Annotated in this window: 25 protein-coding genes, 3 tRNA genes and 4 pseudogenes; 28 read left to right on the forward strand and 4 right to left on the reverse strand. The window is 58.3% G+C overall.

The window, feature by feature from the left end:
- The 9 genes from JCM19049_RS00470 to thiL form a co-directional block, all read left to right on the forward strand.
- On the forward strand, positions 1-406 hold a 406-nt coding region (locus JCM19049_RS00470; protein ID WP_279402105.1), incomplete at its 5' end, for an HAD family hydrolase.
- 69 nt (positions 407-475) lie between these two features.
- A tRNA-Gln gene (locus tag JCM19049_RS00475) sits at positions 476-547 on the forward strand.
- 48 nt (positions 548-595) lie between these two features.
- Positions 596-668, forward strand: a tRNA-Glu gene (locus JCM19049_RS00480).
- Positions 669-713: 45 nt separating this feature from the next.
- Positions 714-786: transfer RNA gene (locus tag JCM19049_RS00485), tRNA-Glu, on the forward strand.
- A gap of 180 nt (positions 787-966) precedes the next feature.
- Complete coding sequence (locus JCM19049_RS00490) at positions 967-2,283, forward strand: dynamin family protein (RefSeq protein ID WP_279402106.1); 1,317 nt, start codon at positions 967-969, stop codon at positions 2,281-2,283.
- Positions 2,271-2,648: a hypothetical protein gene (locus JCM19049_RS00495; RefSeq protein WP_279402107.1), complete on the forward strand. Its 378-nt coding sequence runs from the start codon at positions 2,271-2,273 to the stop codon at positions 2,646-2,648. The genes JCM19049_RS00490 and JCM19049_RS00495 overlap by 13 nt, the downstream gene beginning before the upstream one ends.
- Complete coding sequence (locus JCM19049_RS00500; RefSeq protein WP_054820460.1) at positions 2,645-4,042, forward strand: GTPase; 1,398 nt, start codon at positions 2,645-2,647, stop codon at positions 4,040-4,042. Before JCM19049_RS00495 ends, JCM19049_RS00500 begins: the two co-directional genes overlap by 4 nt.
- The gene (locus tag JCM19049_RS17485) at positions 4,008-4,286 is read left to right on the forward strand and encodes a hypothetical protein (protein ID WP_279402108.1); all 279 of its coding nucleotides are present in this window, start codon (positions 4,008-4,010) and stop codon (positions 4,284-4,286) included. The genes JCM19049_RS00500 and JCM19049_RS17485 overlap by 35 nt, the downstream gene beginning before the upstream one ends.
- 7 nt (positions 4,287-4,293) lie before the next feature.
- A complete protein-coding gene (thiL, locus tag JCM19049_RS00505) occupies positions 4,294-5,310 on the forward strand; it encodes a thiamine-phosphate kinase (RefSeq protein ID WP_054820461.1) in 1,017 nt (338 codons plus the stop codon).
- A 58-nt stretch (positions 5,311-5,368) separates the two neighbouring features.
- Here the strand turns inward: thiL and JCM19049_RS00510 are convergent.
- Positions 5,369-6,099, reverse strand: a pseudogene (locus tag JCM19049_RS00510) (IclR family transcriptional regulator).
- Between the two features lie 135 nt (positions 6,100-6,234).
- Here JCM19049_RS00510 and leuC point away from each other — a divergent pair.
- From leuC to JCM19049_RS00540, 6 genes and pseudogenes are all read left to right on the forward strand, one after another.
- On the forward strand, positions 6,235-7,662 hold the full coding sequence (gene leuC / locus JCM19049_RS00515) for a 3-isopropylmalate dehydratase large subunit (RefSeq protein ID WP_054820462.1): 1,428 nt from the start codon (positions 6,235-6,237) through the stop codon (positions 7,660-7,662).
- Positions 7,663-7,676: 14 nt separating this feature from the next.
- Entirely contained in the window at positions 7,677-8,282 is a 606-nt protein-coding gene (gene leuD / locus JCM19049_RS00520) for a 3-isopropylmalate dehydratase small subunit (RefSeq protein ID WP_054820463.1), read from the forward strand.
- Positions 8,283-8,548: 266 nt separating this feature from the next.
- Positions 8,549-9,886, forward strand: a pseudogene (gene murA, locus JCM19049_RS00525) (UDP-N-acetylglucosamine 1-carboxyvinyltransferase).
- A gap of 73 nt (positions 9,887-9,959) precedes the next feature.
- Positions 9,960-10,675, forward strand: a pseudogene (locus tag JCM19049_RS00530) (lysophospholipid acyltransferase family protein).
- Between the two features lie 36 nt (positions 10,676-10,711).
- Entirely contained in the window at positions 10,712-11,716 is a 1,005-nt protein-coding gene (locus JCM19049_RS00535) for an NAD(P)H-dependent glycerol-3-phosphate dehydrogenase (protein ID WP_054820480.1), read from the forward strand.
- Positions 11,713-12,833: pseudogene (locus tag JCM19049_RS00540) on the forward strand (D-alanine--D-alanine ligase family protein). Before JCM19049_RS00535 ends, JCM19049_RS00540 begins: the two are co-directional and overlap by 4 nt.
- 63 nt (positions 12,834-12,896) lie before the next feature.
- Here JCM19049_RS00540 and JCM19049_RS00545 read toward each other — a convergent pair.
- Positions 12,897-13,487, reverse strand: a complete 591-nt coding sequence (locus JCM19049_RS00545) for a DUF3515 domain-containing protein (protein ID WP_306420595.1) — start codon at positions 13,485-13,487, stop codon at positions 12,897-12,899.
- Positions 13,488-13,508: 21 nt separating this feature from the next.
- On the opposite strand from JCM19049_RS00545, the gene JCM19049_RS00550 reads away from it, so the two are divergent.
- From JCM19049_RS00550 to rsmD, 7 genes are all read left to right on the forward strand, one after another.
- Positions 13,509-14,543: an LCP family protein gene (locus tag JCM19049_RS00550; protein ID WP_279402110.1), complete on the forward strand. Its 1,035-nt coding sequence runs from the start codon at positions 13,509-13,511 to the stop codon at positions 14,541-14,543.
- A gap of 20 nt (positions 14,544-14,563) precedes the next feature.
- Positions 14,564-15,061 carry a DAK2 domain-containing protein gene (locus JCM19049_RS21875; protein WP_306420596.1) on the forward strand — a complete coding sequence of 166 codons (498 nt, stop codon included), beginning with the start codon at positions 14,564-14,566 and terminating at the stop codon, positions 15,059-15,061.
- Positions 15,062-15,159: 98 nt separating this feature from the next.
- Positions 15,160-15,525, forward strand: coding sequence for a hypothetical protein (locus JCM19049_RS21880; protein WP_306420597.1), 366 nt, complete (start codon positions 15,160-15,162; stop codon positions 15,523-15,525).
- Complete coding sequence (locus tag JCM19049_RS00560) at positions 15,518-16,228, forward strand: hypothetical protein (RefSeq protein WP_279402111.1); 711 nt, start codon at positions 15,518-15,520, stop codon at positions 16,226-16,228. The genes JCM19049_RS21880 and JCM19049_RS00560 overlap by 8 nt, the downstream gene beginning before the upstream one ends.
- Complete coding sequence (locus JCM19049_RS17490) at positions 16,213-16,374, forward strand: hypothetical protein (RefSeq protein ID WP_279402112.1); 162 nt, start codon at positions 16,213-16,215, stop codon at positions 16,372-16,374. The genes JCM19049_RS00560 and JCM19049_RS17490 overlap by 16 nt, the downstream gene beginning before the upstream one ends.
- Before the next feature lie 59 nt (positions 16,375-16,433).
- The gene (locus tag JCM19049_RS00565) at positions 16,434-17,690 is read left to right on the forward strand and encodes an ATP-dependent DNA helicase RecG (protein ID WP_374700191.1); all 1,257 of its coding nucleotides are present in this window, start codon (positions 16,434-16,436) and stop codon (positions 17,688-17,690) included.
- Between the two features lie 47 nt (positions 17,691-17,737).
- The gene (gene rsmD / locus JCM19049_RS00570; RefSeq protein ID WP_054820467.1) at positions 17,738-18,322 is read left to right on the forward strand and encodes a 16S rRNA (guanine(966)-N(2))-methyltransferase RsmD; all 585 of its coding nucleotides are present in this window, start codon (positions 17,738-17,740) and stop codon (positions 18,320-18,322) included.
- Here the strand turns inward: rsmD and JCM19049_RS00575 are convergent.
- Positions 18,299-19,081, reverse strand: coding sequence for a fused MFS/spermidine synthase (locus tag JCM19049_RS00575; RefSeq protein ID WP_054820468.1), 783 nt, complete (start codon positions 19,079-19,081; stop codon positions 18,299-18,301). The two genes, rsmD and JCM19049_RS00575, sit on opposite strands and share 24 nt — an antisense overlap.
- A 3-nt stretch (positions 19,082-19,084) precedes the next feature.
- On the reverse strand, positions 19,085-20,290 hold the full coding sequence (locus tag JCM19049_RS00580) for an aminotransferase class I/II-fold pyridoxal phosphate-dependent enzyme (RefSeq protein WP_054820469.1): 1,206 nt from the start codon (positions 20,288-20,290) through the stop codon (positions 19,085-19,087).
- 115 nt (positions 20,291-20,405) lie between these two features.
- Between JCM19049_RS00580 and coaD the strand changes: the two genes are divergently transcribed.
- From coaD to JCM19049_RS17495, 6 genes are all read left to right on the forward strand, one after another.
- The gene (gene coaD / locus JCM19049_RS00585) at positions 20,406-20,876 is read left to right on the forward strand and encodes a pantetheine-phosphate adenylyltransferase (protein ID WP_054820470.1); all 471 of its coding nucleotides are present in this window, start codon (positions 20,406-20,408) and stop codon (positions 20,874-20,876) included.
- Positions 20,877-20,960: 84 nt separating this feature from the next.
- The gene (gene galU, locus JCM19049_RS00590) at positions 20,961-21,863 is read left to right on the forward strand and encodes a UTP--glucose-1-phosphate uridylyltransferase GalU (RefSeq protein WP_054820471.1); all 903 of its coding nucleotides are present in this window, start codon (positions 20,961-20,963) and stop codon (positions 21,861-21,863) included.
- Between the two features lie 233 nt (positions 21,864-22,096).
- On the forward strand, positions 22,097-22,963 hold the full coding sequence (locus tag JCM19049_RS00595) for an LCP family protein (RefSeq protein WP_279402113.1): 867 nt from the start codon (positions 22,097-22,099) through the stop codon (positions 22,961-22,963).
- Positions 22,964-23,200: 237 nt separating this feature from the next.
- On the forward strand, positions 23,201-24,049 hold the full coding sequence (locus JCM19049_RS00600; protein WP_054820473.1) for an ABC transporter permease: 849 nt from the start codon (positions 23,201-23,203) through the stop codon (positions 24,047-24,049).
- A gap of 312 nt (positions 24,050-24,361) precedes the next feature.
- Positions 24,362-24,916: an ABC transporter ATP-binding protein gene (locus JCM19049_RS00605; RefSeq protein WP_306420600.1), complete on the forward strand. Its 555-nt coding sequence runs from the start codon at positions 24,362-24,364 to the stop codon at positions 24,914-24,916.
- 33 nt (positions 24,917-24,949) lie between these two features.
- Entirely contained in the window at positions 24,950-25,966 is a 1,017-nt protein-coding gene (locus tag JCM19049_RS17495) for a glycosyltransferase family 2 protein (protein ID WP_374700192.1), read from the forward strand.
- The last annotated feature ends 77 nt before the right edge of the window (positions 25,967-26,043 follow it).

Raw genomic sequence — 26,043 nt, forward strand, 5'->3', positions numbered from 1 at the left:
TCTAGGGGTCTCGTTCGGTGACGTGGGCAACAACGTTGCGGCATATCAGCGTGAGAAGCTGAGGCTTGCTGGACTGGACATGTTCGAAGTGGTTATTGGTTCGGGTACCGCCGGTGCCCCGAAGCCTGATGCAGCTCCCTTCCTGGCCGGTTGTGAGCAATTGGGAAGCGCTCCGGGCAGAACCCTTTGCTTGGACGACAACCTCATAAACGATGTGGTGGGAGCAAGGAAGGCCGGACTGCCGGCAGTCTTGCTGGATCGTGGGGCACGTCACAAGAATTCCGAATCGGCGCGGGTGGAAAATCTGGCCGAGCTAACCCGTGAAATCCGCGAGAATTCAAGGGATCTGGCGGCTCGGGCAGCGGGGGTGCCCTGGATTTGTTTCTTGTCGAAAACGCCGGTATAGTTATATCTCGTGCTGAGGCGAACAGGAAAGTTCGAAAAGCTGAGCTTTCCGAAAAGCCGCAGGTCACAATGGGATATGGTGTAATTGGCAACACAACGGTTTCTGGTTCCGTCATTCTAGGTTCGAGTCCTGGTATCCCAGCGCTTCACCAAATTTATTTGGTGAGCTAAGAAGAAGTTCTTAGCGTGCGGCCCCATCGTATAGCGGCCTAGTACGCCGCCCTCTCACGGCGGTAACGCGGGTTCGAATCCCGCTGGGGTCACAAGTTTTTCTTCATCTTAGGTTCCCCGAGTCATCGGGGTTTTGCGGCCCCATCGTATAGCGGCCTAGTACGCCGCCCTCTCACGGCGGTAACGCGGGTTCGAATCCCGCTGGGGTCACGCATGAACAAAAGCCACGGGAAACCGTGGCTTTTGTTGTACCCGCTGCGTGTGCCCTCTTGCCCTGACTTCACTTTCGGGCAAGATGGGCATATGGATCCGATATCTTCCACTGGTCAGAGCCCAGAGCCGCAGCCGAACAGCACTGAAGGACAAGCCAGTGCGCTGGAGCGGACTTTGGTGGGGCTGGAGGACATCCTAGCTCGGCCGATGTTCGTGCACGGCTATCGGTGGGGAACCGGGGATCCCGGGGAACTGAAAACCACGATCAGGAACCAGATCAGCGATTATCTCCTGCCTCGGGCCCGCAATGCCAACGCGCCACTGCTGGGCGTGGTCGGTGGTTCCACCGGGGCTGGCAAGTCGACTCTGGTGAATTCGCTGCTTCAACATGTCGTTACCCGTACCGGGGCCGTGCGTCCCACGACCCGCACGCCGGTGCTGGTGCATCACCCAGATGACCACCAGTGGTTCACCGGTTCAAGAATCCTGCCCTCCCTGACCCGGCTGACCGGCAGTGGGTACCAGGACGCCTCAAGTCTGCAGCGTTCAGATGCACTGCTCTTATTGGCCGACCAACGGATTCCATCGGGACTGGCGCTACTGGATGCTCCCGACATTGATTCCATTGCGGATGAGAATCGTGAATTGGCCGGCCAACTGTTGAACGCGGCGGACCTCTGGATCTTTGTCACCACCGCGAACCGCTACGCAGACGCCGTCCCCTGGCAGCTGCTGCAATCCGCCGGGCGCCGCTCGGTGACGGTTTCGGTGATCCTGAACCGGGTGCCGCATGGAGCGGAGTCTCAAATTGTGCCCGAGCTGGCAGCCCTGCTGGAGGCCCACGGGATTGACCCGGAGCTGATGCAGGTGATCCATGAAGTGCAGCTGAGCGAAGAGGGACTGATTCCTTATGGAGAAGTCCAGCAGCTTGGGGATTGGCTGCAGTCCTTGGCCGCCGATGCGGCCGAACGCCGGAGGGTAGCGGCCCAAACCCTACGCGGTGCCTTGGAGCAGTTGGCGGAGGACCTCGACACCCTGGTGGCCGCAGCCAATGAGCAGGTTGGGGAAGTAGGCGCGCTTCAGGAGTATGTCAGGGAACGCTTTGCATTGGCCCTGGAGCGAACCCAGGACTCGCTGCACGATGGTTCCCTGCTGCGTGGCGAAATCCTGGCCAGATGGCAGGACTTTGTCGGTGCGGGGGAGCTGATGCGCGGTCTTGAGGGAACCGTGGGCCGGGTCCGAGACCGTGTTGCCGGTTTCTTTACGGGAAGACCACCGACCCCCAAGAAGGTGGAGAGCGCCATTGAGACCGGACTCCACCTGGTGCTGGTCAATGAAATCACCAAGGCATGCCAGGACGTGGATCGGCGGTGGGTTGCCTCCGCACTGGGCACCGAACTGCTGCTGGGTATTGACTCTCCCCGTCCGTCGGCGGATCTTCCGAGGATGCTGCGCAAACGATCCGGGACTGGCAGCGTGATGTGCTGGATATGATCCGCAAGGAAGGCGCCGGCAAGCGCAAGACAGCGCGTATCGCCGCCTTCGGGGTCAATGGGCTTGCGGTAGCGCTCATGGTGGTGGTCTTCGCCTCCACCGCCGGCCTGACCGGGTTGGAAGTGGGAATCGCCGGCGGTTCGGCAGTCGTTGGGCAAAAGCTGCTGGAGGCGATCTTCGGCGAAGACGCTGTGCGCCGCATGTCACAGCGGGCGAGCGTCCTGCTCCACGAACATTGCCGCGCCCTGATAGAACGTTACGAGGGGAACTACACGCGCGCCACGGAGCCTGTCCTAGAGCAAAGTGTTGCCAGTGAGCTGGCCAAACAAATCGGCGTGCTGGGGCGGGACGGAGGAAATTCTTGAGCGAGCGCAAACGGCAGCGTGCCGCATCAAATCTGACCGAACAGATCAATGCTTTGAACCAGGCGCTGGAACTCGGTGGCGACTTTATGGATCCAGTCCACTACGAGAAGACCCAGGCTGTGCTGGACAAGGCAGCGGCACGCCGGGAACTGTCGGCTGAGCACACGGTCATCGGGCTCTTCGGGGCCACCGGCAGCGGCAAGTCCAGCTTGTTCAATGCCCTGGTTGGGAAGGACATCGCGCTGACTGGCGTGGTACGTCCCACCACCCGCGCTGCGGTGGCCGCCGTATGGAAGCCGGAGAACGCGGCGGAACTGCTCGACTGGCTGCAAGTTCCAGAACGCCACAGCATGAGTGAACCGCTGCAGGGAGCGGCCTCCAGCCGCAAGGCGGCGCACACCAGCGGATTACTGCTGTTGGATTTACCGGACATGGATTCCACCTCCGTTGAACATCACCAGATCGCCGCACGACTTGCCGGGCAGGTGGACTTTCTCATTTGGGTGCTGGATCCGCAAAAGTACGCTGATGCCAGCATCCACCACGGCTATTTGTCCAGTCTGGGCGCCCAAGCAGGCAACCTGATGGTGGTGCTGAACCAAATCGACACCCTCTCACCAGCCGACCGGCAGGACGTCCTGGCCTCACTGAAGAACCTGTTGAAGGACCAGGGGCTGAAAGACGTGCCAGTCGTGGTGGCTTCAACATTGACCGGGGAAGGCGTAGAGGAAGTGCGAAGCCAGATTGTCACCGTCATGCGACGGCATGAACTGGCAACGCAGCGGATTCGCAACGATGTTGACGCCATTGCCCGGCAGTTGGAGGAGGAGCTTCCCGCCCCCCGGGTTTCCCTACCGGGAAAATCATCTCAACAACAGCTGGAGCGAAGCGTGGCTGCGGCCCACGGAACCGAGCGAATCGCTGACGCGGTGGGCACGTCCTACCGGCTGCGGGCCGCCAAGAGTACTGGCTGGCCGTTGACGTCCTGGCTCACCCGTTTGCGAAACGACCCGTTGCAGCGAATGAATCTGGGCCGAAACGAGAAACCCAGCGACCTGTCCCTGACCTCGCGGCCAGAACTGTCCGCGGGGGAGGTGGCCGCGGTTGACCGGGCAGTGGATGGCTATGTTCATCTGGCCACCGAGCCGATGCCGCCAAGTTGGCGCCAACCGTTGCTGGATGACATGGCGGAGGCCGGAGAACGGATGGAAGGGCCAATCGACCTGGCGATTGCCTCGACACCGCTGGGAGTGGAAAAAGGTTCCTGGTGGTGGCCGCTGATCAAAATCCTGCAATGGGTAAGCGTTGTGCTCGCCGCCGCAGGTGCTGTGGCTCGGCGCGCTGGCTGCCGCCCAGTTCATGCAGTTCTCCTTGCCCGAACCACCACGAATTGAGGGAATTGCGATTCCCACCCTGCTGCTGCTCGGCGGTATCCTAGTAGGTATTGTGCTTGGCCTTGGCGGCTCGATTTTAAATCGGCTACTCGCTAGGATCAAGCGCAAGAAAGCCTTGGGGAACTTGAACAAGTCAGTAGCGCAGGTCGTGCGGCAGGAAGTCGTGGATCCAACAGGGGAACACGTGGATCGATACAACAGCTTCGCCGGAATGATTCGCCAAGCAGCAAAGAGAGTGCAATAGGTTTAGAGTGACTGATCACGTACAGACTTCCGAACGCACCGTGGCAAACATCGGCGAAAGCGGAATTCTTCAAGTCATCCTCCCCATCTTCAAATCCCAGGGTGTCGTGCTCGGCCCCGGGGATGACGCGGGCGTCTTGCAGATCGGCACCGGTGAAGTCCTGGTGACCGTTGACACCATCGTCGAGAACCAGGATTTCCGGCTGAAATGGCCCAGCGGCGCGGTGCATGAGGCCTTTGATATTGGATGGAAGTCTGCCGCCCAGAATCTCTCCGACATCAATGCCATGGGTGGCCAAGCAACCGGCGTGGTCATTTCCCTATCGCTGCCCGGCGAGACGAGCATCGGTTGGGTTGAGGATTTCGCCCGCGGGTTCGCACAGGCGCTGCGGCAGCTGAGCGAACATCCAATCGCCGTACTCGGTGGAGACCTGGGGCTGTCCAAGGAAATCTCCGTCACCACCACCGCGCTCGGAGAGACCAGCAAGGGACGGGTGCTGCGCAGCGGCGCGAAGCCGGGGGATGTCGTGGCGGTGGCTGGCCGGGTTGGTATGGCCTCGGCGGGCCTGGCGCTGCTGGACAAACCCGATTCCGAGCACTCGTGGAGCCGTGCTCTGCGCCGCGTGGTGCAGGGCCAATGCCGCCCGGTGCCACCGTTGGAATCCGGTCCGCGGGCAGCCGAAGCCGGTGCCACCGCGATGCTTGACCTTTCCGACGGCCTGATGATTGATGCCCAACGTCTGGCAACCGCCAGCGAGGTGACACTCGCATTGGATTCCCAGCCACTGGCCGACTTCGCCCGCCGGCTGCAGCCAGCGGCCGACTTCCTGGGTGAGGAAGCCATGCAGTGGGTTTTGTATGGGGGAGAGGACTTCGGATTGCTGGCGACCTTCCCCAAGGATGCCACCATTCCGGAGGAATTCAGCATCATCGGAAAGGTCGCAACGACGGGCAGCAAGGGGACCGCCATCACCATTGATGGGGAGCAAATGTCCACCAGTGAAGGGTTTGACCACTTTTCCTGACCGGTCACAGCGCCAGGTATAACCGCTGGCCTGCCCCGAATGCTGCTGCCGGGTGCTGCTAGTAAGCAGGTGCGTCCTCCTGGACGCGCAACAGCTCCGAGAGTTCGTCGGCCGTCTGGACGACCGCCTCGTGGTGGATCTTGCCTGGCTGACGGGTTAGACGCTCAATAGGGCCGGACATGGACAGGGCGGCGATCACCCTTCCGGACTGTCCGCGGACCGGCGCCGAAACCGAGGCGACACCCGGTTCGCGTTCGCCCAGCGATTGCGCCCAACCGCGGCGGCGCACCCCGGCAAGAATGGTGGGAGTGAAACGGGCACTGCGCAACCCGTCGACCAGACGCTCGTTGTCTTCCCAGGCCAACAACACCTGGCCGCTGAACCTGCCTTCATGGACAATTGCGTACCGACGGGGATGGTGTCCCGAAGTCCCACCGGACGCTCCGCACTGGCAATGCATACGCGGTATTCCCCCTGCCTGCGGAAGACCTGGGTGCTTTCGCCGGTCTGGTCACGTAACCGAACCAACAGCGGGCCGGCCGCCGTGACCAATCGATCTTCACCCGCTGCCCCAGCCAATTCAACCAGTCGGTTACCGAGTTCAAAACGACCGTGCATGTCCCGCCCAACCAAGCCATGATGAGCCAGCGACTGGGCGATTCGGTGAACCGTGGGACGGGAGATGCCGGTAGCGTCCACGAGTTGGGCCAGGGAGAAGGGGCCCTGTTCCAGGGCGTTGAGTATCGCGACGGCCTTATCCAGCACGCCGACACCGCTGCTAGTTATCATGGAAGACATCCTTCCATCTCAATATTCGAGATTCAAGTCCGCATATTGGAAATCTCCGCCCAAGCGCTGGCACACTGGAAACTGTAGGAAGAACAAGTTGAAGGAGTGTGTCGTATGTCTGCGCAGCAGTCACCCATGACACTGGCCGAGAAGGTCTGGAACGCCCACGTTGTGCGTCGCGGAGAAGGCGAAGGAGCTGCGCGTCAGCCCGATTTGATCTTCATTGACCTTCATCTACTGCATGAGGTCACCAGCCCGCAGGCCTTTGAGGGGCTGCGCCTGGCCGGTCGGAAGCTGCGTCGCCCAGATCTGACCATCGCGACCGAAGACCACAACACTCCCACGCTTGACATCGACAAGCCCATTGCGGATCTGACCAGCCGTACCCAGATTCACACCCTGCGGGATAACTGCAAGGAATTCGGGGTGCGCCTGCACTCGCTGGGCGACAAAGAACAGGGAATCGTGCACGTGGTCGGGCCCCAGCTGGGCTTGACCCAACCGGGCATGACCGTGGTGTGCGGTGACTCCCATACCTCCACCCACGGCGCCTTCGGTGCTTTGGCCTTCGGCATCGGCACCTCCGAGGTGGAACACGTCATGGCCACCCAGTCCCTGAGTCTGAAGCCGTTCAAGACCATGGCCATCAACGTGGAGGGAACACTCAAACCCGGTGTCACTTCCAAGGACATCATCCTGGCCGTGATTGCCAAGATTGGCACCGGCGGGGGACAGGGCTACGTCCTGGAATACCGGGGCTCGGCCATCCGATCCCTGTCCATGGATGCACGCATGACCATTTGCAACATGTCCATCGAAGCCGGCGCCCGTGCGGGTATGATCGCACCGGATGAGACCACTTTCGAGTACGTCAAGGGACGCCCACACGCGCCGGAAGGCGAAGACTGGGAAGCCGCAGTCGAGCACTGGAAGACCCTGCACACCGACGAAGGCGCCGAATTCGACGCCGAAGTCTTCCTGAACGCGGACGAACTCGAGCCCTTCGTTACCTGGGGAACGAACCCGGGCCAGGGGGTGTCACTGTCGGACTCGGTGCCAGGTCCTGAGGACTTCGAGGACGAAAATGACCGTCAGGCCTGTGAACGCGCCCTGAAGTACATGGGGCTGGAAGCCGGAACCCCCATGAAGGACATTCGGGTGGACACCGTGTTCCTGGGCTCCTGCACGAACTCGCGCATGGAGGATCTGCGCGCCGCCGCAGAGATCATTAAGGGGCGGGAAAAGGATCCGGACGTGCGAATGATCGTGGTCCCCGGCTCGGCTCGTGTTCGCCTGGAGGCAGAGGCCGAGGGCCTGGACAAGATCTTCAAGGACTTTGGGGCCGAGTGGCGTTTCGCAGGGTGCTCCATGTGCCTGGGCATGAACCCGGACCAGCTCTCGGAAGGGGAGCGCTGCGCCTCAACCTCGAACCGCAACTTTGAGGGACGCCAGGGCAAGGGTGGGCGAACCCACCTGGTGTCACCACTGGTCGCCGCGTCCACGGCCATTCGCGGAACCCTGTCCTCACCCTCGGATGTCGCCCAGACTCCGGTTGCCGTCTAGAAAGGAACGCTTCCATGGAAAAGTTCACCTCTCATACCGGAATCGGTGTTCCCCTGCGCTCTAGCAACGTGGACACCGACCAGATCATCCCGGCCGTCTACCTCAAGCGCATTACTCGTACCGGTTTCGAGGACGCGCTGTTCGCCGGCTGGCGCAAGGATGAGAACTTCATCCTGAACCAGGAGCCCTACTCCTCAGGCAGCGTGTTGGTGGCGGGTCCCGACTTCGGCACCGGCTCTTCTCGTGAACACGCCGTGTGGGCCTTGAAGGACTACGGGTTCAAGGCAGTGCTCTCATCAAGGTTTGCCGATATCTTCCGGGGCAACTCCGGAAAACAGGGCTTGGTGGCGGCCCAGCTGGCTCAGGATGACATTGAGTTGATCTGGAAGGAACTGGACAACAATCCAGGTACGCAGATCACCGTGGACCTGGACTCCCGGACTGTCACCTGTGGTTCCCTGGTTGCCCCGTTCGATATTGACGACTACACCCGCTGGCGCCTGATGGAGGGGCTGGATGACATTGGTCTGACGCTGCAGCACGAGGACGCCATCACCGAGTACGAGCAGTCACGACCTTCCTTCAAACCGAAGACCCTGCCAGCACGCACCGCCAGCTGACTCCTGCTATACGGTCACATCATGCTGTGGGCGGCACCACCCGATTTCTCATTGGAAAGACGGCGGTGCCGCCTTTATTGCCTTCCAGCGCAGTGCTTTCCCAAGATGTGGTGTGAATTGCCTGATAAGACGGAAATAATGTGGACGGCTCGCAACGTTGGAACCAAGAGGACACAGGGCCAGGCGGTATGCTGGCTTAGTCCTATCCACTTTCGGAATCCGAAGGCAGTGGACAGTTTCAACTACGTGATGAGGGTAATTCATTCATGGGCAAGATCCTGACAATCCATGGTGGTGTGCCACTGAAAGGCACCGTAAGAGTGGCGGAGCCAAGAACTTGGTCCCCAAGGCCATGGTTGCCTCTCTGCTCGGCAATACGCCCTCGGTCCTGCGCAACGTCCCGGAAATCAAGGACGTTTCAGTGGTACGCAGTTTGCTGGAACTGCATGGTGTCAATGTCACGCAGGACCCGCGGACCGGGGACCTGGCGATGGATCCCACCGACGCGAAGTCCGCCTCCAACCGCGCGATTGACGCCCATGCTGGTGACTCGCGCATCCCGATTCTTTTCTGTGGCCCGCTGATTCATTCGCTCGGCCAGGCCTTTATCCCGGACCTGGGTGGCTGCCGGATTGGTGACCGACCCATCGATTTCCACCTGGATGTTCTGCGCGAATTCGGCGCCGTGGTTCACAAGGGTGAAGACGGCATCCGGATCTCCGCGCCCCAGGGTCTGTCCGGCGCCAAGCTCGATCTGCCCTACCCGTCGGTGGGCACCACCGAACAGGTACTGCTCTCGGCTGTTCGCGCCCGAGGCGTGACGGAGGTGCGCAACGCCGCTATTGAACCGGAAATCCTGGACCTGATCGCGCTGCTGCAGAAGATGGGCGCGATCATCTCCGTGCACCGCGATCGGATCATCCGGATCCAGGGTGTGGATGAGCTCCAGGGCTATGACCACACTGCCCTTCCAGACCGCAATGAGGCTGCCTCATGGGCTTCGGCCGCACTGGTAACCAAGGGTGATATCTTCGTCGAGGATGCCCAACAGCGGGACCTGACCGCCTTCCTGCACGTATACCGACAGATCGGCGGCGAGTTCGAGGTCAAGCACAATGGCATCCGCTTCTACCACCCGGTGGCGAGCTAAACCCGCTGATCCTGGAAACCGACGTCCACCCGGGGTTCATGACCGACTGGCAGCAGCCGTTGGTGGTGGCCTTGACCCAGGCCAGCGGGGTATCGGTGATCCATGAAACCGTGTACGAAAACCGTTTCGGCTTCACCGAGGCGCTGCAGCGAATGGGCGCAACCGTCCAGGTTCACGTGGATTGCCTTGGTTCCACCCCCTGCCGCTTCGGCCACCGCAACTTCAAGCACTCGGCGGTTGTCATGGGCCCAGTCGACCTGCGCGGTACCGACGTGGATATCCCGGATCTGCGTGGCGGGTTCTCCCACCTGATCGCGGCCCTGGCCGCCGAAGGCACCAGCACCGTAACTGGAATTGAAATCATCAACGCGGTTATGAGCACTTCACTGAAAAGCTCATCTCCCTGGGCGCCAACGTAGAGCTCCACGAAGCGGGAGTGAAGGTTGGCAGCTGACAGCACGGTGAGCAAGGAACCGCTGAAGTCCAGGCTGATCTTTGCAGGCCTGGCCGGCGCCGTTCGGCCGGTGATGAATGCCTTGATCGGCAAGACCTGGAAGGGCTTTGACTCACTTCCGCAGGGCGGGTTCATCCTCTGCGTCAATCACGTTACCAAGATCGACCCGCTCGTGATTGGCCACGCCATGTACAGCAATGGCCGATTGCCGCGTTGGCTTGCCAAGGAATCATTGTTCACAGCCCCCGTGCTGGGTTGGATCATGAAAGCCTCAGGCAGGTGCCCGTGGCGCGCAAGAGCAGCGCGGCCGGCGACTCACTGGTGGTGGCCAAGCAGGTGCTGGACGCGGGTGGGGTAATCATCATTTACCCAGAGGGAACGCTGACCCGCGACCCGAACCTGTGGCCAATGCGGGGGCACACCGGTGCGGCACGTCTGGCCCTGCAGACCGGTGCCCCGGTTGTGCCCATGGCGCACTGGGGCGACCAGGAACTGCTGCCACGCTACAGCAAGAAACTGAACCTGTTTCCGCGCAAGCACGTGGTGGTCTCAGCCGGACCCGCGGTGGACCTGGATGATTTGCGCAATGGTCCGAGGACCCGCAGCGTCCTGCAGGAGGCCACGGACCGCATTATGCGTGAGGTGACCCGTTTGCAGGCCGAGCTGCGCGGTGAAGAGCCGCCAGCCAAGCTATGGGATCCCAGCGAGCACGGCCAGGCGGCCACCGGTTCCAGCTATGAAGCATCAACTTCTGTCACCGAAAAGAACAAGCCAGCCGTAGAGGACTGAAAAGTGCCGAAAACCTTGCCACGTAAGATCGCCGTCATGGGAGCCGGAAGCTGGGGGACCACCTTCGCCAAGGTGCTGGCAGACACGGTGGAGCATCATGACATTCCCGTGATGATCTGGGCGCGGCGTAGCGAAGCAGCGGCTGAGATCAACGAGCGGCACACGAACTCGCGGTACCTGCGCGAAACCAAACTGCCAGCGAATATCAGCGCCTCAAGTGACAAGGCCGAAGTACTTGCCCAAGCCGATCTGGTGGTTCTGGCCATTCCTTCGCAGTCCTTGCGCAGCGAGCTCGCTGAGTTCAAACAGTACCTGGAGACCGGGGCGGTGCTGCTGTCCTTGATGAAGGGCCTGGAGCGCGGTACCGATCTTCGCATGAGTGAAGTGATCGCCGAAGTAACTGCTCTGCCACAGGACAAGGTCGCGGTGCTGTCCGGCCCGAACCTCGCCATGGAAATCGCCCGGGAGCAGCCAACGGCATCCGTCGTGGCGTGCACCGACCCGGAAGTCGCCAGCTGGATTGCCGAACTCTGCTCGGCTCCATACTTCCGTCCCTACACAAATGATGACGTGCTGGGTGTTGAGCTCGGCGGAATTGTCAAGAACATAATCGCGCTGGCCGTGGGAATGTGCGATGGCATGGGCTACGGAGACAACACCAAGTCCAGCGTCATTACCCGAGGTCTTGCCGAAACCACCCGCCTAGTTCTCTCCCTGGGCGGACGCATGGACACCCTGGCCGGACTTTCCGGGCTAGGGGACCTGGTGGCCACCTGCTCCTCGGCGTTATCACGCAACAATACAGCCGGTCGCCTGTTGGGTCAGGGCTTGTTCCTGGAAGAAGTCAACGACCGCATGTCGCAGACGGCTGAAGGCATCAAATCAGCACGGGCCGTTTTTGACCTTGCCACGGCACATGGAGTGGATATGCCCATCACCGAGGCCGTCACCATGGTTTTGGAGGGGAACTTGAGCGTGGAAAATATGGCCCAGCGCTTGCTGGCACGTGACCTTAAATCCGAAGGAGAGCCGCAGTCATGAGTGAGGCCAAGGAAACCAAACCGCGAGTCCTGCTTCTGATGGGCGGCCAGTCCTCCGAACACCCGGTCTCCTGTGTCACGGCTGCCGGCGTCATGCATGCCATTGATGCGGAGCAGTTCGAGGTCATTCCGGTGGGAATCACCCGCAAGGTGCCTGGACACTCGTCGAAGAGGATCCGCGCGACTGGTCGCTGACCGGCAGCGACCTGCCCGAGATCACCAGTGTGAGCACCGCCGTGGCGCTTTCGAGCAACGGCGTGGAAACCAGGCTGATCGCCCGGAACGGGGACACGGTCGAGGATCTGGGCAAGGTCGACGTGGTCTTCCCACTCCTGCATGGACCTTTTGGCGAGGACGGCTCCATTCAGGGCCTGCTGGAAATCAGCGGAGTGCCCTATGTCGGTTCCGGCATCGCAGCCAGCGCTGTCGGCATGGATAAGCACTTCATGAAGGTCATTTTCGAGGCAGCAGGGTTTAACGTGGGGCCCTACGTTGTCATTGGTAACAAGGAATGGCAGCGCGAGCCACAGGCTTGCCTCGATAAGTGTGATGTCCTGGACTACCCGTTATTCGTCAAACCCGCTCGTGCTGGTTCCTCTGTTGGTATCACGAAGGTTGATTCCAAGGATGGACTGGCGGCCGCGATTGACTTTGCTCGCGCCGAGGACCCCAAGGTCATCGTTGAGCAGGGCATTGAAGGTCGTGAAATCGAGTGTGGCGTGCTGGAGGGCAACGGCGCTAACGTTGCACGTGCTTCACTGCCCGGCGAGATTGCGGTGGAAAGCCCGGATAACGCCTTCTATGATTTCCAAGCCAAATACGTCAACGGCGCTGCGGCAAAACTGACCTGCCCGGCGGTGCTCAGCGATGAAGCCACTGCCGCCATTCGTGACCTGGCGGTCAAGGCATTCGACGCCGTCAACGCGGAAGGACTCTCTCGGGTTGACTTCTTCTACACCCCGGAAGGGGAGTGGATCATCAATGAAATCAACACCATGCCCGGATTTACTCCGTCGAGTATGTACCCACACATGTGGCAAAAGACCGGCATTGAGTACCCGGAGTTGATTCATCGACTGATTGATCTGGCGTTGGAACGTACGACTGGACTGCGCTAAGGCGTGATTTACTGCCAATAGGCAGCACCCGGTATGCCGGGTGCTGCCTATTGGTTCGTGTTCCTACATGTTGTCTAGGGCCTTGTCGTACGAGACGCATTTACGCTCGGCAGGGATCTTGCTTGCAGCATCAGCCAGAGAAGCCGTGACAGTGCTCGAGGGAATTTCTTGAGGATCTAAGAGAATCTCCGTGGCCGGGCTCCGTCCATAGGTGGTCAATGTCCACACCCCGTCGTCTCCCTCCCGAGCAATCCAGTCAACCCCGTTGACCGAGACGCAGGGGTCCGGAGTGGGGCCGGGCACCTGGACGCCGCACCGTAGCACCACTTGAGCAGGATCTCCCCACGCCGCAGTAGCCTGAGAACTGGTCGGGCGCTTTTCAACGTCACCCATGACTTCCGGGAGGACTACCATCATGTCGGCGCAGCGAGGATTCGCGGCATCTGGTGCGGCTTCAACGTTCAGCACAGCTTGGCACCCCGTCAAAAGTGTGACGGCGGTCATGGAGCCAGCAACCAAGCCTGCGCGTTTACTGAATCTTGAGACTCGACTTGATAACGGTTTGCGAAGAAAACTCATTTTGGCCACCTTATTAGCGTACCTGTCATTTCTGATAGCTAAGATGTAGTGAGTTAAAAGTGTGAAAGGTTGCATATGTCTGAACCAACTGCAGCGGTGGAAGAGACTAAACGTCCACGGCGAAAGAAACGTCGGGGACTAGGTGTCCTCATTACTGTCTTGGCACTTGTTGTCATAGCGGCAATCGTCGCCGGTCTCTATGTTTGGAACTTGGGACGCACTTTCGACGAAAACTCGCAGCGTCTGCCCGACGCATTTCCGGCAGAGGAAACGCGCCCGGAGGTGAAAGAGGAATCCAAGAACGCAGTAAATATTCTGCTTTTGGGCAGCGACACTCGCGAACAACGCGCTGACGGGGATGATGACGAGGGGTTCGGCACTCTGCCCAACGGTGGTCGGTCCGACACCATGATGTTGGTCCACATTCCGGAGAACCGTGAAAATGTGTATGTCACCTCCATCATGCGCGATACGTGGCTGGACATTCCCGGCGTTGGAACGGCCAAGATCAACCGTGCGTTTGCCAGCGGGGGAGTTCCCAAGGCCGTCGAAACGCTGGAAAACCTCTTCGGGGTGAGAATCAACCATGTTGCTTCGATCGACTTTGAAGGATTCAAGGGGTTGACCGACGCTCTGGGCGGCGTCATTATCAACAACCCGATCGCCTTCCGTCAGTCGATCACCAACGGGATGTATTTCCCGGCAGGAACCCAGACACTGGATGGCGAACAGGCCCTCGCATTCGTCCGGGAACGCAAGTCGTTCCCTGGCAGCGATTATCAACGCGTGAAAAATCAGCAGCTGTTCGTGAAGGCGATGTTGGGACAAATCATGTCACGGGAGACGCTGACGAATCCCGGAAAGGTTTCGGATGTTATTTCAGAGATCTCTCCCTTCATTGCGGTCGATGACTCGCTGAATTCTGCGGCCGTGGCTAAGCTTTCGACCGGTATGCTGGATGTGCGTCCCTCCGATATGACCTTCTTTACGCTTCCGAATAAGGGACCGGGACGGTCGGCCGACGGGCAATCCATTGTCATTCCTGACATGGAGGTCATTGACAAGTTCGGTAAGGCGTTACAAGACGATAAGGTCGATGAATTCGTGGCGTCGACAGACTTGTCACGGTGATGCAGAAAGATTGATTCCCCATGAGCCAAAAACTCGATACCTCCGGACGAGCCATCACCCAATGGCTGGAACGGAGCGTTAAGAGTCTAGGCAATCACTCGGATCGGCTCAACGCGATTAACGTCTTTCCGGTCGCGGACGGTGACACAGGCAGCAACCTGTATCTCACCGCCCGCGCCGGGCATGATGCCGTGAGTGAGCTGGACAGCCCGGACGTGGGTGGATATCTGGAAATAGCCGCCCGCGCCGCCATGGAGTCTGCGCGTGGCAACTCCGGAACATTGCTTGCCGTCTTCCTCAGCGGTTTGGCTGAGCCGCTGATCGGCGCTGACCGTCTCACCGCGCCCGGGTTGGCGGCAGGCCTGGAACGAGCAAAGGTGCGGGCATGGTCCGCTCTCAGCGACCCTGTAGACGGAACCATGCTTTCGGTAATCAACGCTGCCGCCTTGGCGGCGAGCAGCACCGTAATGCACCTGAAGCATGACCCGGAAAGCCGAGCAGCCTGGACGAACTGCTGACACAAGTCGCCCAGGCCTCCCGGCTGGCTGTCCAGGGAACAGAAAATGAACTGCCGAGCCTGGCGGAAGCCGGCGTTGTGGATGCCGGCGCTGTCGGCATGTTGATCATCATTGATGAATTGTGCGCCGCAGTGCGCGGCACGGACGCGCAGTTTGAATTCTATGAGACCTTCCACGGATACAACATCCAAGACCCGCACGTCCACCTTTCGGTGGACAACGCCGAGGGGGTAGAGGTGATGTGCACCGTCACCTTGGATGCACTCGGTGCCGCTACTTTGCGCGGGCAATTGGATTCCATTGGTGATTCGGTGATCATGTCGCCGGTGAACCAGCGGGGCAAAGCATTCCGCTGGCGCGTACACGTGCACGTCCCCGAACCCGAAGAGGCGTTGGCCCTGATCCGCCAGCATGCCGAACCGGTCAACCTTAGTATCACCGACCTATGCCACCACGATGCCTGAAATGACGCGCAGCTCCCTGCTTGAAGCTCCTTTGGCTACGGTTGTTGGGGGCAACAATGCCAAACAGCTGCAGAAGGCCTTCGGCTACGAAACAGTTGGTGAGTTTTTAGCACACTTTCCACGACGCTATGTCGAAGTAGGGGAACTGACCCCGATTTCGGAGCTTCCCTACGACGAGCACGTCACCATCGTTGCCCGCGTGGTAAACACCAGCCAGCGCAAAATGCACTCCCGGCGGGGATTCATCTTTGAGGTGACTGTCAGCGATGAGCTCGACGCCAACGGTCAGCAACTGCGGATGACATTCTTCAACGGATATCAGGCCCGCAACGAACTCCAGCCCGATACCGTGGCAATGTTCTCCGGCAAGGTCAGCTGGTATCAGGACCACCTGCAGCTCAGCCAGCCGGAGTACGCGATTCTAGATGAGGCGGCCGAAGCCGACCCACGTCCCATCCCGATCTACCCGGCATCAGCCAAAATGCCGAATAGGAAGATCCGCGATCTGATGCGGCTCGTACTTGACCGTCTAACGTCCGAGGATATCCCGGAATTCATCCCACAGAACCTATTGGAGTCCCGCGGCTACGTCAACCGCTTTCAAGCCCTGCTGGAACGGCATCAGCCCAGGAGATCCGTGACGGGTACCGGGCACGCAACCGCTTCGCCTATGAGGAAGCGCTGCTCTTGCTGTTGTCCTTAGCCGAGCGCAGCAGCGAGGTCAGCCAGCAGCGGGCCACACCCCGTCCACCCAAAGCCGCAGGAATCGCGGCCCGCTTTGATGCGAACCTGCCCTTCCAACTGACCGACGAGCAGACCACCGTGGGAGGGAAATCAGCGACGACCTGAAAAAAGCGCACCCCATGCACCGACTGCTGCAGGGCGAAGTTGGCTCCGGAAAGACGTTGGTGGCCCTGCGAGCCATCCTCCAGGTCATTGACGCCGGGGGACAGGCAGCACTGCTGGCCCCGACCGAAGTCTTGGCGACCCAACATTACGAATCAATCTGCAGCATGCTCGGACCCCTGGCTGATCCCGGCCTCTTTGGTCAGGGTGAAGGCACCGGTGTTGCCCTATTGACCGGCTCGGCTAAAACTGCGCAACGCCGACAGGCTCTGCTGGGGATTGCCAGTGGCGAAACCGGGCTCATCATCGGTACCCACGCCTTGCTGGGAGATCAGGTTCAGTTCGCTGACCTCGGGCTGATAGTAGTTGATGAGCAACACCGCTTCGGGGTTGAGCAGCGGGACACGCTGCGTGCCAAGGGCAACGACTCGGTCCCGCATACGCTGGTAATGACCGCGACCCCGATACCCCGAACTGTCGCCATGACCGTGTTCGGGGATTTGGAAATCTCCACCATCCGGCGAATGCCCTTTGGACGGGCTCCCATCACCACGCACCTGGTACCGCTGCAGCTGCCCGGGTATCAGCAGCGCATGTTTCACCGGATCGCCGAGGAAGTGTCCAAGGGGCACCAGGCGTATGTAGTATGCCCTCGTATTTCCGACACTCGCGGTGAGAGCGGCGTGCCCGCTGTATCTGCGACTGCGGGCGGAAGGGAACCAATGAACGTCGAGGCCATGCATGAGCTGATGCACTCCATCTCGCTTTTCAACCAGGTGCGCGTGGAGTCGCTCCATTCCCAATTGCACGCCGAGGACAAGCACGCAATCATGGAAGAATTTGCTGCCGGGGAGATTGATGTGCTGATTTCCACGACGGTCATTGAAGTTGGTGTTGACGTTCATAACGCGACGTTGATGGTCATCGTTGATGCAGAAAATTTTGGTATTTCCCAGCTCCACCAGCTGCGCGGTCGAGTAGGCCGCGGTGGCTTGCCCGGCACCTGTTTGCTCACCACCTGGTTGGACGCGGATCACCCCTCGGTGAACCGGCTGCGCACCGTGGTGGGAAGCATTGACGGGTTCGAACTTGCCGAAGCGGATCTGGCCGAACGCAAGGAAGGCAACATCCTCGGAGTCCAGCAGTCGGGCAGCCGTTCATCGCTAAAGGTGCTCAGTGTGATGAAGGACCGGAACATCATCGAGAGGGCACGCGATGACGTGGCGCTATTGACGAGATCAGGGACATGGAAGACTGATTTTCCACGTCTTGCCACGACCCTTGCTTCCTGGTGGATGACTCCACCCGCGAATTCCTAGAGAAGAACTAAAGTGACGTTTTTGAGCGATTCAGGGAAGGGCACATCATGAGCCGCATCATTGCAGGGGCCGCCGGTGGAATCAGTCTCAAGTCTGTTCCCGGGAACGCCACCCGGCCCACAACCGACCGGGTTAAGGAGGCCTTGTTCTCTCGGCTGGAAAGCTGGGGTGTCTTGCAGTCCGCGCGCGTATTGGATCTGTTTGCCGGCTCCGGGGCACTGGGCTGCGAGGCCGCTAGCCGCGGGGCTCGCAACGTCCTCCTGGTTGAAAAAGCGCCCAAGGCAGCGGCGGTGTGTCAGCAAAACGCCGGCACCATTAACCGCGTCCTAAAAGCCGAAACCATCCACGTGCACCGAGGCAGTGTCGATACGGTGCTGGAAGGTTTCTTTGATAACCAAACCGGGAATCCTGGCCGCACCTTTGACGTAGTGTTCTTGGACCCACCCTATCCCTTGACGGATGACGAATTGGCGAAGACCTTGCAGAAAATCACCCGAGTTTTGGCTGATGATGCAACCGTAGTGGTAGAGCGATCGAGCCGTTCTTCTGCGCCCCGGTGGCCCGAGGCGCTAGCGCCCTTGGCCGATAAAAAATACGGGGAGACCCATCTATGGTTTGCCGAACCGATCTAGGTCGGTTCCACTGAGCACTTCCGAAGGATGAGGCCCCGCAGCCTTCCATTCCGCGACGGTGGAGGAATTCACCGACCGATTCGTGGCGGTAAGTACGAGATTTCCCGGATATCTCCGGCTGAACATTTCGGTCGGGGCGCTGACGGCAACGAAGTTGAAATTGGCCCGCGCGGCCGCAACCTGAGTGTCCGTGAAGCGCAGCGGTGGGTCATCTCCGATGTTGACGAACAGTACGCCCTCGGGGGAGAGCCGGGAAGCCAACAGCCCATAGTAGTCCGGGGTGGTGAGATGCTCGGGGGCATCCGGTCCACTGAAGATGTCCAGGACGATGACATCGTAGATCTCGTTAGCCAACTCTGAAGTCAACACGCTGCGCGCATCTGCAGTGATCGTGTTTAGATGTGTTCCTGCCGGCAGGGGCAATTCTCGAAGGACGAAGTCGACAAGTTCTCGTTCGAGGTCCACGGCGACTTGTGTGCTGCCCGGGTATTGTTGCCCCGCCCACCGTGCCAGAGTCAGGGCGCCCGCTCCCAAATGCAACAAACGGAGAGGCTCGGCTGTTGGATAGAGGACTTTCATGTGGTTGGCAATACGAGCCAGGTACTCGTACGCGATCTCGCTCGGGTGATCCATATTGACATGAGACTGCGGGGCATCGCCGATGGAGAGCACCTTGGCGCCGGCAATCAATGGATCCGTCTCGATAACGGCATGGGCTTGACGGATGCTCAGCCATTGGGAGGGATGATGTTCTGCCACAGCTCAACCCAGTTTTGTTTGCAGCGAATTCAAGCGCTCAATAGCCAACTGAAGCACTTCAGGACGTTTGCAGAACGCGAAGCGCAACAACGTCGAGCTACGTTTATCTTGCGTGTCCTTGCAGAACACCGAGAGTGGAATGGCAGCCACGCCCGCTCTCTCCGGCAGGAGACGGGCGGTATTTACCGCGTCCGTTAGCCCAAGCGGTGCAATGTCCGCTACGAGGAAGTAGGTGCCGCGAGGACGCAGGACCGTCATACCCGCTGCTTCCAGGCCAACTGCCAGCTGCTCCATCCGAGCAGCTAGACCTGAAGCGAAATCAGCGAAGTAGCTGGCGGGCAGTTGCAAGGCTTGGGCAACCGCGTGCTGAAATGCTGGCCCTGAAGAGTAAGTCAAAAATTGTTTAACTGTCCTGACAGCATCGATGAGGTGCTCAGGGCCGGTGGCCCAGCCCACCTTCCACCCCGTGAAGGAGAAGGTCTTGCCTGCCGAGGAAATGGTGATGCTTCGTTCAAATCCTCCGGGCAGGGAAGCAATGGGGGTATGGGTGACCCCAAAGGTCAAGTGTTCATAGACTTCATCCGAAATGATCAGACAGTCATGCCGGTGGGCCAATTCGATAATGCGTTGTAGAACGTTGGGACTGAAGACGGCGCCGGTTGGATTGTGGGGGTTATTTAGGATGATCAATCGTGTGCGGTCGTTGATCACTGAAGCTAGCTCATCCAGATCGGGTTGGAAATCAGGTTGGCGCAGCGGCACGACCCGGTGAACCCCATTGGCCAACCCAATCGCGGCACCGTACGAGTCATAGAAGGGCTCAAAAGTGACCACTTCGTCACGAGGTTCCGTAAAGGCAAGGACGGAAGCCGCGATGGCTTCGGTCGCGCCAGTAGTTATTACCACCTGGCTTCCGGGATCCACCGTGAGACCGTAGAACCGGTGCTGGTGCTCGGCAACTGCTTCACGCAATGCTGGAACACCACCGCCCGGAGCGTACTGATTCGCACCCTCCACGATTGCTTGGATGGCGATGTCGCGGATTTCTTGCGGGCCCTCGGTGTCGGGGAAACCCTGACCGAGGTTAACCGCCCCATGTCTGGATGCAAGCGCGGTGATCTCTTCAAAAATGGTGCGGCCCGTCTGGCCACGGGCATCAACCAGATTTGCGCCAAGAGCGGTTCGCAACCATGGGCTAGGTGTCGTCATGGGAACCATTATGCGCGGCTCTGGGACGGAATTCACACTTGTCGCGTCTTGTCTTGTTACACGCCACTAACTGAAGCTTCGGCGATGCCTGCCGGATTCTTGATAGATTCAGACTATGCGTCGAGCCGTCTGCCCCGGATCTTTTGATCCCATCCATAATGGTCATGTAGAGATCATCGCGCGTGCCGCGAGCCTTTTTGATGAGGTCATTGTTGCCGTCTCGACGAACTATTCTAAAAAATACCTATTCAGTGAGGAAGAACGCGTGGCCATGGTCGACGAGACTCTCGGTGGCCTGAGAGGGGTATCTGCGATGCCTATGGGCAATGGCTTGCTTGCCGATTTCTGTAAAGAACAGGGAGCGGAGGCCATTGTCAAAGGGCTGCGCAGCACTGTTGACTACGCGTACGAAATCCCGATGGCAACGATGAACCGGCACCTGACCGGAGTTGAAACGGTCTTCCTGCAGGCGGACACCCGGTATACCCATTTATCTTCCTCATTGCTCAAGGAAGTCTCGGCGTTGGGTGGAAACGTTTCAGAGTATTTTCCCCGAGCAGTTATGAAGCGGATTGCAAAGCTCTGAGTCTCCCGCAGCGTCTGGGAGGGGCAAACGCACAGGCTGCTATATTGCAGTTTCATCAACTAACAGATTGGTAGGTCTCACAGTATGAATTCTCAGCGCCGGATAACTAAAGCGGTAATACCAGCGGCCGGATTAGGAACGCGTTTCCTGCCGGCAACTAAGGCCATGCCAAAGGAAATGCTCCCTGTGGTAGATCGCCCTGCTATCCAATATGTGGTGGCTGAAGCAGTGAACGCTGGATTGAATGATGTCTTGATGATTACCGGACGTAGCAAACGTGCTCTCGAGGATCACTTTGACCGTGTTCCGGCTCTGGAGCAGACGCTGGAAGACAAGGGAGACATAGCTAAGCTTCGCAGCGTTCAAGAAGCTACGGCACTGGGAGACATCCACTACGTGCGCCAAACCGATCCGAAGGGTCTTGGGCACGCAGTGCTATGCGCGAAGAAGCATGTTGGCAACGAACCATTCGCCGTTCTTCTGGGCGACGATCTCATCGATGAGCGCGATGAGGTTCTTAACACGATGATCGAGGTTCAAGAGCGTACTGGTGGCTCGGTTATCGCACTGATGGAAGTCGATCCAAAAAACATCAGCGCATACGGGTGCGCAGATGTCACCGAGATTGACGGGGAGAGCTACGTTAAGGTCAACGGACTGGTTGAAAAACCAGCAGTGGAGGAAGCGCCTAGCAATCTGGCTGTCATCGGGCGTTACCTCCTCCACCCGCGCGTTTTCGAGGTTCTGGAGCACACGCAACCAGGGCGTGGCAACGAGATTCAGCTGACTGATGCGCTCCAGGAACTTGCCGCCGCCGATGGTGATGGTGCAGGCGTGTACGCGGTGGTGTTCCGCGGTCGCCGTTACGACACGGGTGATAAGTTGAGCTACCTGCAGGCGATCATCTCTTTGGCTGTAGAGCACGACGAACTGGGCGACGGACTGAAGCCGTGGCTTCGGGAGTTTGCTGCGAATATGGAGAACTAGGATCTTGGAGGGGCTACTCAGCATAATCACATTTATGTTGAGTAGCCTTTTCATTTGCGGCAACGAGAGTGAAAAGTATAGTAGCTTCGCTGTGAGCAAGAAACAGCCGACAAGCGGAGTATTGGATGTCCCATAAGAGCAAGGGTGGATCTACGGAAGTTGCTTCACGTAGCGTCCGATTCGGCACCGCACGTCGTCGTCGGCGTAGAGTGCGGGCGATTGTTCTTTCTGTTGTGAGCCTGGTGCTGGTGGCGGCGCTCGGTGCAGGCTACTATCTGTTCAACCTCAGCCATAAGTTCAATTCGCAGAAAAGCACAGTTTCGATTGATTTCACGCCTGAGGAGGAAGAAGCTCGTCCAGTTAAGGATCCTGAGGACGGCTCAATGAATATTTTGCTGCTGGGCGTGGATCACAGTGACGAAGCCGACGCTGGCGCGAATTCTCTTACCGAAGCGGCCGGTCAACGCAGCGATTCAATGATGCTGGTGCATATCCCGGAAACCCGGGATGAAGTCTTCGTCATGTCATTGGTCCGCGATACTTGGATTGAGATTCCGGGCCACGGAATGAATAAGCTCAACTCTGCGATATCCCTGGGCGGTGTCCCACTACTCATGCAGACGCTGGAAGGAACTTTTGATACGAAGATCGATCACGTCGCGATGATCGATTTTGAGGGATTCAGGGAGCTGAGCACTGCGCTAGGCGGAGTCACCGTTGATAACGACATCGCATTTACCGCTAACGATACTGATTACTACTACCCTGAAGGTTCAATTACCCTAGAAGGGGATCGGGCTCTTAGGTTTGTGCGCGAACGCAAATCCTTCACCGATGGCGATTACCAACGTGTACGGAACCAAAGGAAGTTTATTTCGGCAGCGGTCGATCAGATGTTGGCACCCGGAGTACTGACCAATCCGGCCAAGGTGTATGACCTGGTGGACAAGGTTTCTCCGTATCTGACCTTTGATGAATCTTTTGACGCTGCGACAATGGTCGGCCTAGGCATGCAACTTAAGAATGTGGGTGCAGAAGATCTTAAAATGTTCACAATGCCCACCGCTGGAAGCTCAATCAGCCTGATGGACAGTCAATAGAGTTAGCGAACGAGAAAGCAATCTCTCAGATCCGCGAGGCGCTACGAACCGATAAAATGAGCGAGTACCTGGCTAAGAACCCGCCCCCCGATTAATATCGAACGTTAGTGCGAGATGAGTCACTAACGGAACTCAGAGGTGATTGCGCGTCTAGATGGCGCTATCAACTAGACTTTGAGCTGTCCTAATTGACTTTACGATTAGATCTTTACGCGTTGCAAGAGGAATCGAACGAACATGACAGTTGCCGAGGTCGCCGAACAACATGGTTTGCACCGGGTAGGCGCTCGCCCATCGCTGGGCAACTATCTCAAGCAGACTTGGGAGCGGCGTACCTTTATTTATGAACTTGCGAAGGCACGCGTCCAATCCCAAAATGAGCGCAATCGTTTGGGTATGGTATGGGTTGTCCTCAAGCCAACCTTGAACGCTCTCATGTATGGATTCATTTTCGGAGTTCTGCAGGGAGGTAGTCGCCCTGCTGATTTCCCCATTTACGTAGTAATTGGCGTCTTCCTTTTCGAGTTCTTCAGCTCGTCTATGACCGGAGGAGCAAAGTCAATCACTGGCAACACTGCGCTCGTGCAGTCGCTTTCATTTCCTCGAATGTCGTTGCCCGTCGCGCAGGTTACTCAGAACTTCCTAACTCTGATGCCGATGCTCGTAGTAATGTTCCTGTATGCGGTGATTTTGGGATCGATGCCTAAGTGGAGCTGGTTCGCAATCGTCCCGATAGTTCTGCTCTTTACTGTTTTTAACATGGGTATTGCTTTCATCTGCGCGCGAATCACTGTTCACATTAGGGACTTCACCAATATCCTTCCACTGATCGGTCGCGTTCTCTTCTACACTTCTGGCGTTCTCTTCAGTGTTGATCGACTCCTGGGATCGTGGCCGTGGATGATCTCTGTCTTTGAGTATCACCCGATCTATCAGACGCTAACACTCGCCCGCTCGTTAATCATGGACAGCGTTCCGTATGAGCCCCGAGCATGGTTTGTTATCGCAGCGTGGGCGATCGGAACTCTAATATTTGGTCTCATCTTCTTCTGGAAAGCCGAGGAGCGTTACGGCCGTGTCAATTAGTTTCGATGACCTAATCAATCCGCAACTGCACCCCGAATATCAACCCGAACCTGTTTTCTCAGATGCCACGACGTTTGAGGCCAGTGAAGGGCAAGAAAAGGAGGAGCAGTCCTCCCTGGAGATCGATCCCAACCGAAACCCTGTCGTAATTGTAGACAACCTACACGTCAAGTATCAGGTCTACTCCAGCGGAAAGTCTGTGGGAAATGCCGGAGCACGTCGTCTTCTACAGACAAAGATGAGGGGACTGCGCACCGTTCACGCTCTAAAGGGATATCGTTCGTCGCGTACGAGAACGAATCGATCGGCATTATCGGGACCAACGGGTCTGGAAAGTCCACACTTCTGCGAGCTATTACAGGATTGACTCCGCCATCTTCAGGAGCGGTGTATGCGACGTCGCGGCCGAATCTGCTAGGTGTAGGTGCTGCGTTGATTCCCGACCTTTCAGGCGATAAGAACATCACCCTCGGTGGGCTGGCACTTGGTTATGACAGACCAAAAGTGGAAGAAATGCGTGAGGACATCACTAAGTTTGCAGAGCTAGAAGAATTCATCGATCTGCCAATGCGAACTTATTCGTCTGGCATGAGTGCGCGTCTGAAATTCGCCATTGCAGCTTCCAAACAGCACGATATTTTGATCGTTGATGAAGCATTAGCTGTAGGAGATGCCAAATTCCGCAAACGCAGTGAGGCCAAAATCCGGGAAATGCGCGAGAACGCAGGAACGATCTTTCTGGTTTCCCACTCGATGGGATCGATCCGGCAAACTTGCAATCGTGTGATCTGGATTGAAAAGGGCGTGCAGAAAATGGACGGTGACCCGAATACCGTCATCAAGGCGTACGAGAAATTCAAGAAGTAGCGTATGACTAATTTTCCAGGTGTTTCATACGTCATGCCTGTGCTCAATGAGGCCAATTATTTAGTAGATGCCGTTGGTTCAATTCTTGACCAGAGCTACCCAGGGGCAAAGGAACTGATTATTGCTCTAGGGCCAAGTGTGGACGGAACCAACGAGGTCGCTCAGCGCCTTGCGGAGACAGACGAGCGTATCGTTCTCGTGCAAAATCCGGAGGGGCGAACGCCAATTGCCTTGAATCTGGCGATACGAGCCTCGAGCTATCCGGTCATCATTCGCGTCGATGCCCACAGTGAGTTGCCGGAGCATTACACGCGTCGAGGGGTCGAGACACTATTCCGGGTCCAGGCACACGATGTAGGAGGGTTGATGGACGCTCGCGGCAGAACCCCGCTACAACGCGCCATTGCGGCTGCCTATAATTCACGCTTTGGTTTTGGTGGGGCCGCGTACCATTCCGGTGCGCCCGAAGGTCCAGCCGAGTCTGCGTATCTCGGAATCTTTCGGCGCGAAGTTTTCGACGAAGTGGGTTTTTACGATGAGTCCATGCTACGAGCTCAAGATTGGGAGCTCTGCCACCGAATCAGGGAAGCGGGCTACAGAGTTTGGTTCGATCCGGAGCTGAAAGTAGGTTATTATCCGCGTGACACTTTCCGTGCTCTGGTTTCCCAGTCATTTGCCTCCGGTACCTGGAGAGCGGAAATTGCTCGCCGATACCGCGATGGAAAATCATTGCGTCATGTAATACCGCCGCTGATGGTAGTCGGTGTAACCGCTGGCGTCGTCGCAAACTTAATGCGGCCCTTGGTCAAAAGATCGGGGCCGTCCAGCGCGAGGCGTTTTTTGAACTTGGTTTCTGCTGCTCCCTATGTTTACGGAGGACTAGCTGTATGTGAGGGAATGCGAGGCCAGGCCCCAAGAACGAGTGAAAGGCTTCTCACAGGGGCGGTATTCCCGGCCATTCACTTTCCCTGGGCTCTTGGGTATGTGCGCGGACTGCTTCTCGGTGCGGGAAAGACTGTTGATAGAGGCAGAGTGAACCATGGACGTTGAGCGACCAAAGAATCCAACGCTCGAGCAACTACGCGAGATTTGTCAGCCCCCTGAGGTCCGCTCGCGGCGGAATGCTG

The sequence above is a fragment of the Arthrobacter sp. JCM 19049 genome (assembly GCF_001310435.1).

What these genes read in the sequence shown, in the direction of transcription:
- JCM19049_RS17485 (WP_279402108.1), top strand. Translation starts at nt 4,008, where the DNA reads ATGCAGTTCTCCTTGCCCGAACCACCACGAATTGAGGGAATTGCGATT.
- leuC (WP_054820462.1), top strand. Translation starts at nt 6,235, where the DNA reads ATGACACTGGCCGAGAAGGTCTGGAACGCCCACGTTGTGCGTCGCGGA.
- leuD (WP_054820463.1), top strand. Translation starts at nt 7,677, where the DNA reads ATGGAAAAGTTCACCTCTCATACCGGAATCGGTGTTCCCCTGCGCTCT.
- JCM19049_RS00535 (WP_054820480.1), top strand. Translation starts at nt 10,712, where the DNA reads ATGGGAGCCGGAAGCTGGGGGACCACCTTCGCCAAGGTGCTGGCAGAC.
- JCM19049_RS00545 (WP_306420595.1), bottom strand. Translation starts at nt 13,487, where the DNA reads ATGCAACCTTTCACACTTTTAACTCACTACATCTTAGCTATCAGAAAT.
- JCM19049_RS21875 (WP_306420596.1), top strand. Translation starts at nt 14,564, where the DNA reads ATGAGCCAAAAACTCGATACCTCCGGACGAGCCATCACCCAATGGCTG.
- JCM19049_RS21880 (WP_306420597.1), top strand. Translation starts at nt 15,160, where the DNA reads ATGTTGATCATCATTGATGAATTGTGCGCCGCAGTGCGCGGCACGGAC.
- JCM19049_RS00560 (WP_279402111.1), top strand. Translation starts at nt 15,518, where the DNA reads ATGCCTGAAATGACGCGCAGCTCCCTGCTTGAAGCTCCTTTGGCTACG.
- rsmD (WP_054820467.1), top strand. Translation starts at nt 17,738, where the DNA reads ATGAGCCGCATCATTGCAGGGGCCGCCGGTGGAATCAGTCTCAAGTCT.
- JCM19049_RS00580 (WP_054820469.1), bottom strand. Translation starts at nt 20,290, where the DNA reads ATGACGACACCTAGCCCATGGTTGCGAACCGCTCTTGGCGCAAATCTG.
- coaD (WP_054820470.1), top strand. Translation starts at nt 20,406, where the DNA reads ATGCGTCGAGCCGTCTGCCCCGGATCTTTTGATCCCATCCATAATGGT.
- galU (WP_054820471.1), top strand. Translation starts at nt 20,961, where the DNA reads ATGAATTCTCAGCGCCGGATAACTAAAGCGGTAATACCAGCGGCCGGA.
- JCM19049_RS00600 (WP_054820473.1), top strand. Translation starts at nt 23,201, where the DNA reads ATGACAGTTGCCGAGGTCGCCGAACAACATGGTTTGCACCGGGTAGGC.
- JCM19049_RS17495 (WP_374700192.1), top strand. Translation starts at nt 24,950, where the DNA reads ATGCCTGTGCTCAATGAGGCCAATTATTTAGTAGATGCCGTTGGTTCA.